Origin of the sequence: Halomonas cupida, assembly GCF_900142755.1 — a bacterium.
Lineage (GTDB): Bacteria > Pseudomonadota > Gammaproteobacteria > Pseudomonadales > Halomonadaceae > Halomonas > Halomonas cupida.
Genome location: NZ_FRCA01000011.1, coordinates 110,701 through 124,666, shown reverse-complemented (window position 1 = coordinate 124,666; position 13,966 = coordinate 110,701). Strand labels below are relative to the sequence as shown.

The following is a 13,966-nucleotide window of genomic DNA, read 5'->3' as shown; positions in this document are numbered from 1 at the left end:
GCGGGCCGGTAGTTATCCTGCCGAGCGCGGGCTGGCCTTGGCTGAGCGCTGAGCATTCTTGCGCTCCATGTTCTCGGCAATCTGATCACGCTCGCGCTGTTCGTCAGCCAGGCTACGCTTGGGCAGGATCAGGTTGAGAACCAGTGAGGTGAGTGCAGCCACCACAACCGGGGAACCGCCGACCGCCAACTGGAACATCGGCGGTAGTACCTCGATGGCTTCCGGCGCAGCGTAAACGCCGAGACTCAGTGCCAGCGCCAGGCTGGCAATGGTCATGTTGCGAGCCGATAGTTCATCCCGAGTCAGCAGTTGAATGCCGGTCATGGTGATCATGCCGAAGACGGTGATGGTGGCGCCGCCAAGTACTGGATAGGGGATGGTCGTCATCAAGGCGCCGAACTTGGGAATCAGGCCTGCCAGCAGCATGAATACCGCTGCCAACCCCAGTACGGTGCGGCTGATCACCTTCGTCATGGCGACAATCCCCACGTTCTGGCTGTAGGACGAGGTCGGCAGGGCGCCGAACAGCGCACCGACCAGGGTGCACAGGCCGTTGCCCAGCAATCCGCCGGACAGTTCCTTCTCTCCCAGCTCGCGGTTCATGCCGCCAATAGTAGTGGCCGAGAGGTCACCGATGGTCTGCACCGAATTGACGATGCAGATCACCACCATCGACACCACTGCGGCGGCCGGGAAGGTCAGCTCGAACGGCATCAGCTTTGGAGCACTGAACCAGGCGGCCTGGGCCACCGGAGTGAAGTCGACCATACCCAACGCCAGCGCCAGCACATAGCCGACCAGAATGCCGCAGACAATCGCCGAGAGCTTCATGAAGCCTCGGGCGAACTGGGAGATCACCAGCACGACGCCCAGCGTCACCAGCGAAACCATCCACTGCAGCGGCTCGCCGAAATGAGGGTTGTTCATGCCACCAGCCATGTAGCGAATGGCAATGTCATACAGCGACAGGCCGATGACCAGTACTACGGTACCAGCGACAATCGGAGGAAACAGATTACGCAGCGGTCGAATACCCAGCCCCACCAGCAGCATCGCCAGGCCACCGACCAATTGAGCCCCGAGGATGCCACTGAGGCCATATTGAGCACCAACGGCGGTCAGGGTCGGCACATAGGCGAAGCCAACACCAAAGATGGTCGGCAGGCGAGCCCCGAAGCGACCGACGCCATACAACTGGATCAGCGTCGAGATACCGGATGCCAGCAGTGATATCTGGATCAGCAGCAGTGTTTCACCGGTGGAGGCGCCTACGGTGCCGGCGACGATGATCGGCACGGTGACCGTGCCCATGATCATGGCAAGAATATGCTGCAGGGAGAGGGGAATCGCCTGGGGCAGAGACGGGCGCCCATGGAACTCAAAGACAGACGTGCTGGCTGGTGCTTTCATGGATACGATCACCGCTTGTTTTTGTATACAGTGGCGATTCTGGTAATTATTTCCATAAACTGCAAGGCAAAGGCATCTTTATGGCCGCAAAATACGACCAAGGGATAAGAGTTATCTGAATGAGCAGAGGTGGATGGAGCGCTCAATGCGTCGAGTGGGCAAACGACATCGAATGGGTAAAGGACAGAAGGTTGGGTCAGGTCTCGAGCAGGAAGGTCACGGGCCCGTCGTTGATCAGCGATACCTGCATGTTGGCACCGAACTCCCCAGTGGCCACTCTGGACCACTGTTGGCGAGCTTGGTCGACCAGATAATGGAACAGCCGGTCACCATCTCCGGGAGGTGCGGCACTGGAGAAGCTAGGGCGTAGTCCCTTGTGCGTATCGGCTGCCAGTGTGAATTGGGAAACCAGCAACAACCCTCCTTCTGCCTGTTGCAGGTTGAGATTCATCCTGCCGTCACTGTCACTGAATACGCGATAATGGAGCAGCTTGTGCAGCAGTCGCAGGGCGGCGGCTTCATCGTCACCCTTCTCGACGCCGACGAGAGCCAGCAGCCCACCCTCAATGGCTCCGACGGTACGTTCGTCGACTTCGACACTGGCGCGGCGAACGCGTTGGATCAGAGCTTTCATTGGCGCATCCTCGTCGGCAAAAGCGGGCAGATTATCATGCCCGAGGAGCGCCGGTCAGCGTTTCCGGTCTTGCGCCATCAGCCCTGTCCTACCAGGCGCGACACAGCATGATGTCGCAGTGCAACTCGGACAACAGGCGGCTGGTGATCTGGCTATGACGCCCGGATTGACTGCGATTGCCCAGAGCGAGAAGGTCGGGGGGCTGGCGGCGAAGGTGAGCCATCAGTACATCCAGTGGCTCGCCCTGTTCCAGCACAAGCTCCAGCTCTGGCACCTGGTTGAACTCTTCCATCAACTGGTCGATATCCTTCTGCAACTGATGGCGCAGTCGTGCGACCTGATGATCCCGCCAGTTGGCAAAGCCGCTGTCCGAGCCCAGCTCGCGCTCGCCGGGAATCGACCAGGCATGCAGCAGCTCAAGACGGGCTTCAGGAAAGCGGCTCAATGCCTCACGCAGTGTGCGTCGGCAGGCTAGAGAGAAATCCAATGGCAGGAGGATATCTCGCCATTCGCTGGTCGGCGGCTGACAGACCGTCAGAACCGGGCAGGGAGCGCTGCGTAGTACTCGTGCCAGGGTTGTGCCGCTGACCAGGTCGGGATGTCCGCGCTTGCGGTGGGTGCCGAGAATGATCATGTCCGCTTCCCGCTCGTGGGATTCACGGATGATCTCGGCGAAGGCGGCGCCGGTGACGATCTGGATCAGATGCGGAGGCTCCGGGAGGGCGTAGTCCTCGCGCAGGTCGATCATCGTTGCCTGGATATCATCCACTACCGCCGCTTCCAGCTCGCGCAGTACACGACGCGGCAGATAGGGATCCAGCACATGAAGGATATCCAGCCGTGCGCCTTCTTCATTGGCCAGACGGATGGCTCGCCCGAATGCGGCACGGTTCTCGGCGGAAAGATCACAGGCAAACAGCAGGGTGCGAGACATGGCCCTCTCCTCACATCACCAGCGAATGGACTTTCAGCATGGGTGGCCGTTGTCGATACCGCAAGCACAACACCGCTCTGTTGCCTCTGAGGGCCGAGTCGAGGGCGTCATTCTGTATACCGACGAGTCGCTTCGAGGACCCTTACCACCAGGCGTGGAAATGGTGAACCGGCCCGCGGCCCTGGCCGACCCTGAGTTGCTGACTGGCGTCCAGCGCCTCATGCAGCCAGCGCTTGGCACTGCTGATGGCTTGCACGATATCCTCATGACTGGCCCCAGCAGGCAAGTGGGCCAGCTGGGCGGTGATCGCCGATGACAGTGCGCAGCCGGTTCCATGCAGATTGTCAGTGTCGATGCGCGGTGCCGGCAGCCAGCGATCGCCCTGGGGAGTCGCCAGTAGATCCGGGCACTTGTCCCCGGCCAGATGACCTCCCTTGAGCAGCACATAGGGAGCCGACAGTGCCTTGAGGGCCGGTAGCATGGCTTCCATGGCATCCGGCGTGGTCGGCGGCTCCATGTCGAGCAGCACAGCGGCCTCGGGAAGGTTCGGAGTGATCACGTCGGCCAGCGGCACCAGCACGTCACGCACCGCACTGATCCCGGCGGCATCGACCAGAATGTCACCACTCTTGGCGACCATTACCGGATCCAGCACAATCCAGCGCGGACGGCGTGCTTCAAGAGCATCACGCAGGGTTTCTGCCACTTCTCGGCTGGACACCATGCCGATCTTTACTGCATCAATGCGCACATCATCCAGCAGATGATCGAGCTGCATTCGAATGGCTTCGGCCGACACCGGGTGGACTTCACGTACACCACGGGTGTTCTGGGCGATGACCGCAGTGATCACATTGGTGGCATAGGTACCGAGAGCCGAGAGAGTCTTGATGTCACCCTGAAGACCGGCACCGCCTGAAGGATCGGAACCAGCGATGGTCAAGGTATGGGGAATGGAGGCAGATGCAGACATGGAGCGGGTCCGGGAAATGGATAAGACAATGATGCAACATCACACAGCATACAGGAGCTCGCCTTGCTGAGCCTATTCATCGTCGCTCTGCTCAGCGCGACGCTTTTGCCGGGAGGATCCGAGGCCTGGTTGGCGACACTGTGGTGCCAGGGTGAGCCGGCGATCATGCTGTGGATCGTCGCCACTACCGGCAACAGTCTGGGAAGCCTGGTCAATGTCGCTCTGGGCCGTTTTGCTCGAGAATGGATCGGGCGCCGTTGGTTCCCAGCCTCTGAACGTGGCCTGCAGCGTGCCGAGCGCTGGTATATGCGTGGCGGAGAGGCAACGTTGTTGCTGGCCTGGCTGCCGATACTCGGTGACCCGCTGACAGTGATGGCCGGGATCGTGCGATTGCCCTGGTGGCGTGCCACCGTCTGGATCCTGCTCAGCAAGGGTGGCCGCTATGCGGTGCTGCTGTGGGCTGCAGAGCGTTGGCTGAGGCCCCTTTGTACTGGTTGAAACCATACCAACTGGGTTGATCTGGCCCCTGAACAGTTGGCTGCTGTATTGCTGCCACCTCAACGACAACCGAGGCCGGTAAACGGCCCCGGCAGAGGCTATCACTCTGCAGCGTTGTCGAAGCTGACCTCTCCATCCGGATTGCGGGCGTTGTAGTAGGCCTGCTCGGAAATGGCGTGGTAGTTGGTGACCTTCTGCTGGAAATCGCTGTAGGACTCGTAGATCCGGCCCGCCAGTTCGCTGGAGTCGGCCAGTTCCTGCACGACCTCGGCAGAAATGCGTTTGGCTTCGGCGAGTACGTCGTCCGGCAACGGGCGCAGCTGCACTTCATGCTCGTTGATCAACGTGGCCAGAGCGTCGTTGTTGCGCGCAGTGTACTCATCGAGTACATCCTGATTGACGTCACGAATGGCGCTGCGCAGGATCGCTTGAAGGTCAGCGGGAAGTTCGCCCCAGGCTTCGTCATTGACGATGGCCTCGAACATCACCGTCGGCTCATGCCAGCCCGGATAATAGTAGTATTCGGCCGCCTGGTGCAGGCCGAAGGCCAGATCGTTGTAGGGCCCAATCCATTCGGTGGCGTCGATGGCACCAGACTGCAGGGAGGTGAAGATTTCACCGCCGGGCATATTGACGATGGCTACCCCCATCTGGCTCATGACTTCGCCGCCGAGGCCCGGCATGCGCATTTTCAGGCCTTCCAGATCGGCTACCGAATTGATCTCGCGGTTGTACCAGCCTCCCATCTGTACACCAGAGGCGCCGGCTGCCATCACCTCCACGCCAAACTCGTCATATAGCTCATTCCACAGCTCCAGGCCGCCACCATAGTGCAACCAGGCATTCATCTCCTGAGCATTCATGCCGAAGGGGACGGCAGCGAAGAACTGGGCCGCAGGGGCCTTGCCCTTCCAGTAGTAGGACGCCGAATGGCCAATCTGGGCCGTGCCTTCCGATACAGCATCAAAGACTTCGAAGCCCGGTACCAACTGGCCGGCACCGAAGACTTCGATGGTCAGGCGGCCATCGGACATCTCCTCGACCAACTGGGCAAGGCGCTCTGGGCCCTGGCCAACACCGGGAAAGTTCTTGGGCCAGGAGGTCACCAGTTTCCATTCGTAGGTGTCCTGCGCCTGGGCATGGGTAGCGAAGAGCAGGGCGGCAGTGGTGGCACCAAGCGCGATGGCACGAGTGAGTGACGTGCGTTGCATAATCTATCCCCTTGTTTTTAGTGGGTAGTTGTTATGAATGGATAGTTGTCATGAATAGATGGTTGTCAAAGGATGGGAGGTTCATTTGTCGTTATGTGGCTGTATCGGCCCTTTTGAGGCCTGGGTAACCGGGGCGAATCGCCGCTTTCACACTATAGACACCCCATGGACGCTGTCGATGCGGGCTGTCCACGCTCCAGCCAACGACAGACGGTTGCTTTTGGGCAGCGATCAAGCGGAAGAGAAGGAGGAGGGGAGCCAGCGGGCATATTTGCCCGCTGGCGCACAGTATAAGAGTCACGCTCGGAGTCCGGTGTCTCAGAACTGTGAGGGTAGCCAGGTCGCCAATTGCGGAAAGAAGGACAACGCCAGCAGCATGCCGAGCTGCAGCACGATAAAGGGGATGACTCCGCGGTAGATTGCCGAGGTCGGTACCGAGTCCGGTGCCACTCCGCGCAGGTAGAAAAGCGCGAAACCGAACGGCGGTGTCAGGAAGGAGGTCTGCAGGTTGATGGCAATCATGATGCCCAGCCAGATCGGGTCGAGACCCATGGCCAGCAGGATCGGGCCGACAATCGGCACCACCACGAAAGTGATCTCGATGAAATCGAGAATGAAGCCGAGCAGGAAGATCACCAGCATGACGATAATGGTGGCCCCGATGACACCACCCGGCATGCCCTCGAACAGGTGAGTCACCAGTTCCTCACCGCCGTAGGCGCGGAACACCAGCGAAAACAATGCGGCACCGATCAGGATCAGGAACACCATGGTGGTGACATGGGTGGTCGAGCGCAGTACGTCCTTGAGGGTGGCCATGTCCAGGCGGCGATAGGCGATGGCCAGCACCAGGGCACCGAAGGCGCCTACCGCAGAGGCTTCGGTAGGTGTGGCGAAGCCACCGAGAATCGAGCCGAGCACAGCAATGATCAAGATGATCGGCGGCACCAGCCCCTTGAGCAGCAACAGGCCGAGGCCGCTGCTGTGGCCCATCTCTTCCATCAGCTCGCGGCGATTGACCGCCGGTGCGACTTCGGGTTTGAACAGTGCCACCAGGCCGACGTAGAGGATGTACACCGCGACCAGCAACAGGCCAGGCACCAGCGCTCCCATGAACAGGTCGCCCACCGAGACGGTCTTGGGGCTGAAGATGCCCATTTCCAATTGTGCCTGCTGATAGGCGGATGACAGCACATCACCGAGCAGGACCAACGCAATCGACGGCGGGATGATCTGGCCCAGGGTGCCGGTGGCACAGATGGTGCCGGTGGCCAGAGATGGGCTGTAGCCCCGCTTGAGCATGGTCGGCAGCGACATCAGTCCCATGGTGACCACAGTGGCACCGACGATACCGGTAGAGGCAGCGAGCATCATGCCCACCAGAGTGACGGAAATTCCCAGGCCACCACGTAGTGAGCCGAACAGCAGTGCCATGGCATCAAGCAGGGTTTCGGCGACCCGCGATTTCTCCAGTAACACCCCCATCAATACGAACAGAGGCACTGCCAATAGCGTGGTATTGCTCATGATGCCGTAGAGACGATTGGGGAAGGCGTTGAGGTAGCTGCCGTCGAAGTTGGCGTCGATACCGATGGACTCCAACCCGTAGCCGAGGCCAGCAAAAGCCAGCGCAGTACCGGCCAGCGACAACGCGACCGGATAGCCGAACATCAAGACCAGACAGATGACCCCGAACAGCACCAGAGGCATGTACTCAAGCATTACAGGTGCTCCTCGTTGGCATGGTCAGGCTGTGCATCGGGGTCCAGTTTTCCGGCGATGATCAGGCCCTTGCGCCAGGCTTCCACCAGGCCCTGCACAATCATGAACAATGCAAACAGCGGGATCAGCGTCTTGAGCAGGAATATACCGGGGATGCCACCGGCATCCGGTGACCCCTCGAGAATTCGCCAGGACTTGCCGACATAGCCAAGACTGGTGGCGATCACGAAGATCATCACCGGCAGCAACAGGAACAGGGTGCCGAGCAGGTCGACCAGCGCCTTGCCGCGCGACGACATGCCACGGTAGAAGATATCCACGCGTACGTGACCATCGTGGCGCAGGGTATAGGCGGCGGCCAACATGAAGACAGCGGCGTGCATGTACATCACCGATTCCTGCATCGGGATGCTGTTGACGCTGAAGGCATAGCGCAGCACCACGATCAGGAACTGGATTGCCATCATCGCCAGGATCAACCAGGCGAGGGACTTGCCAAGGCATTCACAGCAGTGGTCGATAGCGGCTAATGGGCGGGGTAGGCCACGGGAGTTGGGCATCGGAGGGCTTCCAGTATAGCTCTGGTTATTGTCGAGCGGCTTCACCGAGGGAACGCATCCTTGCCTCTAGAGGGCATTGGTGACGTGTTTCCCCAGAGTACGGTGAAGGCTTGAGCTGACTATACGTGAAGCCTCATGTCGCTGTCATGGCACTGCCACCAATGGCGGAGCCTGTTCAGGCCGCTGCCATGGCGTGACGGCAGGCTTTCGGCAACTGGATATCGATGGCCACCGGCAGGTGGTCGGAAAACAGGTGGTCGAGGACTTCCACCTCGTTGGCCTGCAGCGAGGATGACAGCAGAATGTGGTCCAGGGCACGCCTTGGACGCCAGGACGGGTAACTGGGCACCGGGCGCACCGGGTGCAACGGCAGGGCATCGCAGAACCGCCCATGGGCCTGAAGGCGATCCGGTGTGCAGTTGAGATCGCCCATGACCACCACATGATGCAATGGGGTGACCAACTCACTCAGGTAGTCGAGCTGGCGCTTCTGGGTACGTTGTCCCAGCGACAGGTGGGCCACGATCAGATGCAGTGCATCCGGCCCATCACCAAAACGAGCGTGGATAGCACCACGCCCCGGCAGGGTGCCGGGCAGACTGTGTTCCTTGATCTGGCTGGGCTGCAGGCGTGACAGCAGCCCATTGCTGTGTTGACCCAGACGGCCCAGGTTACGGTTGAGCTGTTGATAGTGGTGGGGAAAGCCTGCCGTTTCCGCCAGATACTGAACCTGGTTGATCTGGCTGGAGCGGAAGCTGCCTCCGTCGACCTCCTGTAGGCCAACGACGTCAAAGCGTGACAACACCTCGGCAATCATGCCGAGGCGTTGCTGGCGCTCTGGGTGTGGCAGGAAGTGCTGCCAGCTGCGCGTCACATAGTGGTGATAGGCCGATGTCTGGATACCCACCTGCAGATTGAAGGTCAGCAGTTTCAGGTGTTCCCGGTTCGGGTCCGGGAAGCGTGCATCGGCCAGTGACGGCATGCTTATTCGGCCTCTTGCTGGCTGGCGCGCTCCTCGCGGACCTGCTCCACCAGGCGAGAGGCGACCAGCGGCATGTTCTCCAGGCTGCCGGCGGAGCGCGGTGAGACGATGTAGCGACCGTCGACGACCAGTGCCGGGACGCCCATCAGCTGCAGGTTACGAGTGGTGGCCTGAGAGCGGTTGATCTGTGATTTGACGCCGAAGCTGTCCAGCGCCTTCAGAGCATCTTCCTCACTGACACCATAGTCGGTGAAGAAGTCGGCGATCTCGGCGGGATCGGTAAACTGGCGACCGTCCTGATGCATGGCATTGAAGAAGTCCCCGTGCATCTCATCGACGATGCCCAGCTCTTCAGCGGCAAAGTAGGCCTGGGCATGAGGGCGCCAATTGTCGCCCATCACGGCGGGAAGACGCTGGAACTCGACATCCTCGGGCAGGTCCGAGGCCCAGTTGTTGAGCGGGTCTTCCAGGGCATAACAGTGCGGACACCCGTACCAGAACACCTCAGTCACATTGATCTTGCTGTCGTCGGCATTCAGGTTCACCTCACTCGGTGCCAGGGTATAGCCTTCTTCCTCGGCGGCAGTGGCGGTGACTGCGGCAGTCGCCAGGCTCAGTCCCACCAGTCCGACCATCAGTGACTTCAGCATAGCTTTGCTATCTCCTTGTGCTGTCTTGGGCGGTGATCTTCAGGATAACCGCAATGCGAACGCTGTTTTGAGTCTATAACGCGAGAGGGGTTCCCTGCAGTATCTGTTGTCACATTCCTGGTTATTAACATGGCAATCAAATCGCTCATCCTGATCGATTTGATTTTCGTCCGCACTACACTGGCGCAGATGCACGGATCTGCTGGTGTGGTCTCGCGTCGGCCTGATAGCCGACGGCGGCACGTCCCTGTGCCGACATTAACCCAGCATGAAAGCATGCCGGGTTAATATCTGTTTCCTGTCAGGACTTCCCCGGCCCGGGAATGAAAGGAGGCGACCCACTGGCCGCCTCACCGGGATAACACATGACTGAATCAGCACAAATCGTGGAGATATCGCTGATCGGCGCTCAGTGCAGGCCTTGTACGTAATGGCCCACAGCCTTCATATCCTCGTCACTCATCTTCGAGGCGATATCAGACATCATGCCACTGGGGCTATTGGCCCGCGTACCAGAGGCAAAGGCCTGCAGGGTGGAGACAATATAGTTCGCATGCTGTCCGGAAAGTGCCGGGTAGACCGCCGAGTCGATGCCGCCACCGTCTGGTGAGTGGCAGGACGAGCAGGCCGGGATACCCTTGGCCAGGTCACCGGCGCGATAGAGTTCCTCGCCGCGTGCGAGCTGTTCAGGCGTAAGATCGGCCTGGCCGACCACCGGCTCCTGATCGGCGTACCAGACCGCCACATTCCAGGCGTCCTGATCAGAGAAACTGTTGAGCAGGCCAGTCATCTGTGGTACAGCACGGTGACCATCGCGGATATCAATGATCTGTTTGGCCAGATAGGAGGCCTGCTGGCCGGCGAGATTGGGAAAGCTCGGAGCGATACCGACGCCGGTTGGGCCATGACAGGCGGCACAAACGGGTGCCTTTTCCTCGCCTGCTGCGGGGTCTGCATCGCTCTGCATATCTGCGTGTACGGTACCGACGGCACCGAGGGTAATTGCCAGGCTTGCCAGTAACTGTCTCATCGCTAGGTCACTTATGCCGTCATGTCTTGTTCAGGATTGGGCCCCGGTCGTATTGCGGCATTGCGTCGCCGGGCTCTGCCAGGCCATTTGCGGGCCTGTCGCTGGTGGCATCTGCACAGTGTTATGATAGGCGGGTGGAAGCATGAAGCGACACCGATGCGAGAGGCTTTCAATGCTAGCCTGCGCTCGGGGCGAACTTCTCTTCCCGCCAGCAGATGCCACACAGCCTAACTATAACCAATCACCCCCAGGGCGGAAATGTTGCTCTGCCACCTCTACCTATTGACTACCGTCAGGAATTGCATCGCATCATGCCGCTCAAGTACGCTTCGGCCCGTTTTCTTACCAGCGCTCCCACCCTGGCCAGCTGCCCTGCCGACAGCGGTGCCGAGGTTGCCTTTGCCGGTCGTTCCAATGCCGGAAAGTCCAGCGCAATCAATGTCATCACTCAGCAGAAGGCGTTGGCACGCACGTCACGGACGCCTGGGCGAACTCAGCTGATCAACTTCTTTACCGTAGGAGAGGATAGCCAGTGTCGCCTGGTCGACCTGCCTGGTTACGGTTTTGCCAAGGTGCCTGAAAAGGTCAAGCTGGAGTGGCAACGTCACCTCGCCGAATATCTCCAGATGCGCGCTTCGATCAAGGGGCTGGTGCTGGTGATGGACGTTCGTCACCCACTGACCGAGTTCGATCTGACGTTGCTGGATGTTGCCGATGAGCGTGAGCTTCCGGTGCACATTCTGCTGACCAAGGCCGACAAGCTGAAGCGCGGTGCGGCAAAGAATGCTCTCAGCCAGGTCCGCTCACGCCTGCGAGAGTGGGAAGACATGGTGACCATCCAGCTGTTCTCCGCACTCAAGCGTGATGGCGTTGAGGAGGCTCATCAGCGTCTGGACGCGTGGCTGGATGGGCCGGTTGGCGAGAGCTGAGACGTTCCAGCAGAGCTTCCAGTTCACAGACATTGGCCAACCGTGTAACCCCGGTCGGAAGAGGAAAGGTCTCCGCCTCGGCGGGGGCGATCCATATTGCCTGCATTCCCAGACGCAGTGCTGGCAGCACGTCCTCCTGCCAGGAATCGCCGATATGCAGTGCCTCGGTGGGCTTTGCTTCGAGATGGGCCAGCATGGCGAGGAAGGCGCGAGGATCGGGCTTGGGAGCGAACATTTCACCCGCAGCGATGCAGTACTCGAAGTGGCGTGACAACGGTAACTGCTGGAAGGCCACATTACCGTTGGTGATGGACCCCAGACGATAGCGTTGGCCGAGTCGTTCCAGCATGGCATCGGCCCCTTCGAAGGGGGTGATCTGGATGCGCAGAGCGTGAAAGCGGGCCATGGCCAGTGTTGCCCACAGTTGAGCGGCAGCACGATTGACGCCGCTTTCCTCGAGCAGAGCAACCAGCGTGCGCTCACGCAGCCAACTGAAGTCGCCACGGCGCGCCCACTGTTCATGACCCAGCGTGATGCGTCGCTGACGATATTCATCGAGCTGGATCGTCGGTGTCGGGGCTTCGCCGCGAACGCGTTGCCACTCGGCCAGCGATGCCACCAGCCAATCGAAGTGGCCGTGCTCGGTACGCTCCATCACCCCGGCGTTGTCCCACAGGGTGTCATCGAGGTCGAAGGTCAGCACCCTCAAGGTCATGGTGTCTTTCCTGGTTCATTGTCCGATGAGTCGCCCCGGCCCGTGCGGCGCCTTGCGCGCGGGTGGGCCTGGTCATAGCTGTGTGCCAGCTGTTGCCAATCCAGCCGGGTATAGACCTGGGTGGTGGACAGATTGGCGTGGCCGAGCAGCTCCTGCACTGCACGCAGATCCTGGCTGGACTCCAGCAGGTGGCTGGCAAAGGAATGGCGTAGCCGGTGCGGGTGCAGATGCTCAGGTAGCCCGCGGCGCCGTGCCTGGGTCACCAGTCGTTGCTGAATGGCGCGATGCCCGAGGCGTCGCCCCTGTTGGCCGACAAACAGGGCATTTTCACTGTCAGCCGCCAGGCTGCTGCGGATACCCAGCCAGGCCTTGAGAGCATCGCGAGCGCGCTGGCCGACCGGCACCTGGCGTGGTTTGGAGCCCTTGCCGATCACGCGTACACGTTGGTCCTGCAGGTCGCCCAGATCGAGGGATGCCAGTTCGGCCAGGCGCAGCCCGCTGGAATACAGTAGTTCGAGCATGGCCTGATCGCGCACTGACAATGGCGAACCATCATGTGGTGTGTCGAGAAACTGCGCCAACTGGTCCACATCCAGTGGTCTGGGCAGATCCTTCGGAGTTCGGGGCCCTCGGTTGAGGGTCACAGGGTTATGGTTGAGGCGCCCCTGTTCGACAAGAAACTCGCTGAAGCGCGAGAGCGCAGCTCGGCGGCGCTGGAGGCTGCGTGGCGCCAGGCCGCGAGCGCGTTCTGCCCCGAGAAAGTGACGTACGCTTCTGCTGTCGAGGTGCTCGACCTCGGGGGCTCCGCAGGACTGCTGATGCTCGATCAGTGCCGTGAGATCTCGGCGATAGGCATCGAGAGTGGCCGGGCTGGCGGTCTGGCTCAGCTCGGCCAGAAAGGCCTCCACTTCAGTGGCAAGCGGAGTGTCAGCCATGACTCCGCTCACTGAGGCGCAGCGACAGGCGCACCAGGATATCGGCCAGATATTCGGTGAACAGGGTATCCATACTGGCTCGGAAATAGTCCGGATCCGGGCTCGCCAGCACCAGATAGCCTTGAGGATCGCCCAGTGTAAGGCGGGCAATGGTGCAGGAGCCGGACTTGGCGGGTGCCTTGACGTGGGGGATCAGACGTTTCCAGTCGGTCGGCGTCAGTCTGGTGCAACGGCTGGCACGCCCATCGAGCAATGCGGCGAGACGCTGGCCGGTATGCTCGTCGAGCACATGGCGGGGAGGCTGGGGCGGTTGAAGGTCGCGATCAGTCAGGCTGGAAGGGCACCACAGCGCCACTGCGGGTGTCTGGAAACACTCGCTCAATTGGGTTGCCAGTGCCTGGCCAAGTGCATCATTGTCTTCGGCCTCGAGCAGCGCCAGCACCAGCTCACGAGTGCGCCGGTACTGGGATTCGTTGTGGCGTGCCGAGTCGAGCAACTGCTCCAGTCGGAATTCGGCACCCTCTGCCCGGCGTCTCAGGTCATGGACCAGACGCTCGAGCAGTGAGGTAGCCCCCTGGGTTTCAGGGTGTGGAACCTTCAATTGCTGCAGCAGGCCCTCGCGACCGACGAAGAAGTCCGGGTGGCAGGCAAGCCATTCGGCAACCCGGTCGGGATCCAGTGTCTTGCGAGGCTCATGGGCAGGTTGCGACATGCGCGTCTCCCTTGCGTACTTTCCACGGTCAGGGGCGAGTCGATATTGCTGCCCCTTGCTGTTGTTCGGTG

Annotated in this window: 15 protein-coding genes; 2 read left to right on the top strand and 13 right to left on the bottom strand. The window is 60.6% G+C overall.

The window, feature by feature from the left end; genetic code table 11:
• Positions 1-12 precede the first annotated feature (12 nt).
• The 4 genes from BUE38_RS18245 to thiD form a co-directional block, all read right to left on the bottom strand.
• On the bottom strand, positions 13-1,410 hold the full coding sequence (locus tag BUE38_RS18245; protein WP_073436668.1) for a uracil-xanthine permease family protein: 1,398 nt from the start codon (positions 1,408-1,410) through the stop codon (positions 13-15).
• Positions 1,411-1,606: 196 nt separating this feature from the next.
• Entirely contained in the window at positions 1,607-2,044 is a 438-nt protein-coding gene (dtd, locus tag BUE38_RS18240) for a D-aminoacyl-tRNA deacylase (protein ID WP_073436667.1), read from the bottom strand.
• Between the two features lie 88 nt (positions 2,045-2,132).
• Positions 2,133-2,978: a universal stress protein gene (locus BUE38_RS18235; protein ID WP_073436666.1), complete on the bottom strand. Its 846-nt coding sequence runs from the start codon at positions 2,976-2,978 to the stop codon at positions 2,133-2,135.
• A 142-nt stretch (positions 2,979-3,120) separates the two neighbouring features.
• Complete coding sequence (gene thiD, locus BUE38_RS18230) at positions 3,121-3,951, bottom strand: bifunctional hydroxymethylpyrimidine kinase/phosphomethylpyrimidine kinase (RefSeq protein ID WP_073436665.1); 831 nt, start codon at positions 3,949-3,951, stop codon at positions 3,121-3,123.
• Positions 3,952-4,014: 63 nt separating this feature from the next.
• On the opposite strand from thiD, the gene BUE38_RS18225 reads away from it, so the two are divergent.
• Entirely contained in the window at positions 4,015-4,449 is a 435-nt protein-coding gene (locus BUE38_RS18225) for a YqaA family protein (protein WP_073436664.1), read from the top strand.
• A 101-nt stretch (positions 4,450-4,550) separates the two neighbouring features.
• On the opposite strand, the gene BUE38_RS18220 is transcribed toward BUE38_RS18225, so the two are convergent.
• From BUE38_RS18220 to BUE38_RS18195, 6 genes are all read right to left on the bottom strand, one after another.
• Positions 4,551-5,660 carry a TRAP transporter substrate-binding protein gene (locus BUE38_RS18220; protein WP_073436663.1) on the bottom strand — a complete coding sequence of 370 codons (1,110 nt, stop codon included), beginning with the start codon at positions 5,658-5,660 and terminating at the stop codon, positions 4,551-4,553.
• A 318-nt stretch (positions 5,661-5,978) separates the two neighbouring features.
• Positions 5,979-7,382, bottom strand: coding sequence for a TRAP transporter large permease (locus BUE38_RS18215; RefSeq protein WP_073436662.1), 1,404 nt, complete (start codon positions 7,380-7,382; stop codon positions 5,979-5,981).
• A complete protein-coding gene (locus tag BUE38_RS18210; protein WP_073436661.1) occupies positions 7,382-7,942 on the bottom strand; it encodes a TRAP transporter small permease subunit in 561 nt (186 codons plus the stop codon). Before BUE38_RS18210 ends, BUE38_RS18215 begins: the two co-directional genes overlap by 1 nt.
• Before the next feature lie 175 nt (positions 7,943-8,117).
• The gene (locus tag BUE38_RS18205) at positions 8,118-8,924 is read right to left on the bottom strand and encodes an endonuclease/exonuclease/phosphatase family protein (protein WP_073436660.1); all 807 of its coding nucleotides are present in this window, start codon (positions 8,922-8,924) and stop codon (positions 8,118-8,120) included.
• A 2-nt stretch (positions 8,925-8,926) separates the two neighbouring features.
• Positions 8,927-9,574, bottom strand: coding sequence for a thiol:disulfide interchange protein DsbA/DsbL (locus BUE38_RS18200; RefSeq protein ID WP_073436659.1), 648 nt, complete (start codon positions 9,572-9,574; stop codon positions 8,927-8,929).
• A 409-nt stretch (positions 9,575-9,983) separates the two neighbouring features.
• A complete protein-coding gene (locus BUE38_RS18195; RefSeq protein WP_073436658.1) occupies positions 9,984-10,604 on the bottom strand; it encodes a c-type cytochrome in 621 nt (206 codons plus the stop codon).
• A 311-nt stretch (positions 10,605-10,915) separates the two neighbouring features.
• On the opposite strand from BUE38_RS18195, the gene yihA reads away from it, so the two are divergent.
• Positions 10,916-11,533, top strand: a complete 618-nt coding sequence (yihA, locus tag BUE38_RS18190) for a ribosome biogenesis GTP-binding protein YihA/YsxC (protein ID WP_073436657.1) — start codon at positions 10,916-10,918, stop codon at positions 11,531-11,533.
• On the opposite strand, the gene BUE38_RS18185 is transcribed toward yihA, so the two are convergent.
• From BUE38_RS18185 to BUE38_RS18175, 3 genes are read right to left on the bottom strand one after another with little or no spacing between them, the layout of a single operon-like run.
• Positions 11,460-12,248, bottom strand: a complete 789-nt coding sequence (locus BUE38_RS18185; RefSeq protein ID WP_073436656.1) for an HAD family hydrolase — start codon at positions 12,246-12,248, stop codon at positions 11,460-11,462. The genes yihA and BUE38_RS18185 overlap by 74 nt on opposite strands.
• A complete protein-coding gene (locus BUE38_RS18180) occupies positions 12,245-13,183 on the bottom strand; it encodes a tyrosine recombinase XerC (protein ID WP_073436655.1) in 939 nt (312 codons plus the stop codon). Before BUE38_RS18180 ends, BUE38_RS18185 begins: the two co-directional genes overlap by 4 nt.
• Entirely contained in the window at positions 13,176-13,895 is a 720-nt protein-coding gene (locus BUE38_RS18175) for a DUF484 family protein (protein WP_073436654.1), read from the bottom strand. The genes BUE38_RS18180 and BUE38_RS18175 overlap by 8 nt, the downstream gene beginning before the upstream one ends.
• Positions 13,896-13,966: the final 71 nt, after the last annotated feature.

What these genes read in the sequence shown, in the direction of transcription:
- BUE38_RS18175 (WP_073436654.1), bottom strand. Translation starts at nt 13,895, where the DNA reads ATGTCGCAACCTGCCCATGAGCCTCGCAAGACACTGGATCCCGACCGG.
- thiD (WP_073436665.1), bottom strand. Translation starts at nt 3,951, where the DNA reads ATGTCTGCATCTGCCTCCATTCCCCATACCTTGACCATCGCTGGTTCC.
- BUE38_RS18185 (WP_073436656.1), bottom strand. Translation starts at nt 12,248, where the DNA reads ATGACCTTGAGGGTGCTGACCTTCGACCTCGATGACACCCTGTGGGAC.
- yihA (WP_073436657.1), top strand. Translation starts at nt 10,916, where the DNA reads ATGCCGCTCAAGTACGCTTCGGCCCGTTTTCTTACCAGCGCTCCCACC.
- BUE38_RS18215 (WP_073436662.1), bottom strand. Translation starts at nt 7,382, where the DNA reads ATGCTTGAGTACATGCCTCTGGTGCTGTTCGGGGTCATCTGTCTGGTC.
- dtd (WP_073436667.1), bottom strand. Translation starts at nt 2,044, where the DNA reads ATGAAAGCTCTGATCCAACGCGTTCGCCGCGCCAGTGTCGAAGTCGAC.
- BUE38_RS18235 (WP_073436666.1), bottom strand. Translation starts at nt 2,978, where the DNA reads ATGTCTCGCACCCTGCTGTTTGCCTGTGATCTTTCCGCCGAGAACCGT.
- BUE38_RS18195 (WP_073436658.1), bottom strand. Translation starts at nt 10,604, where the DNA reads ATGAGACAGTTACTGGCAAGCCTGGCAATTACCCTCGGTGCCGTCGGT.
- BUE38_RS18200 (WP_073436659.1), bottom strand. Translation starts at nt 9,574, where the DNA reads ATGCTGAAGTCACTGATGGTCGGACTGGTGGGACTGAGCCTGGCGACT.
- BUE38_RS18220 (WP_073436663.1), bottom strand. Translation starts at nt 5,660, where the DNA reads ATGCAACGCACGTCACTCACTCGTGCCATCGCGCTTGGTGCCACCACT.
- BUE38_RS18205 (WP_073436660.1), bottom strand. Translation starts at nt 8,924, where the DNA reads ATGCCGTCACTGGCCGATGCACGCTTCCCGGACCCGAACCGGGAACAC.
- BUE38_RS18180 (WP_073436655.1), bottom strand. Translation starts at nt 13,183, where the DNA reads ATGGCTGACACTCCGCTTGCCACTGAAGTGGAGGCCTTTCTGGCCGAG.
- BUE38_RS18245 (WP_073436668.1), bottom strand. Translation starts at nt 1,410, where the DNA reads ATGAAAGCACCAGCCAGCACGTCTGTCTTTGAGTTCCATGGGCGCCCG.
- BUE38_RS18210 (WP_073436661.1), bottom strand. Translation starts at nt 7,942, where the DNA reads ATGCCCAACTCCCGTGGCCTACCCCGCCCATTAGCCGCTATCGACCAC.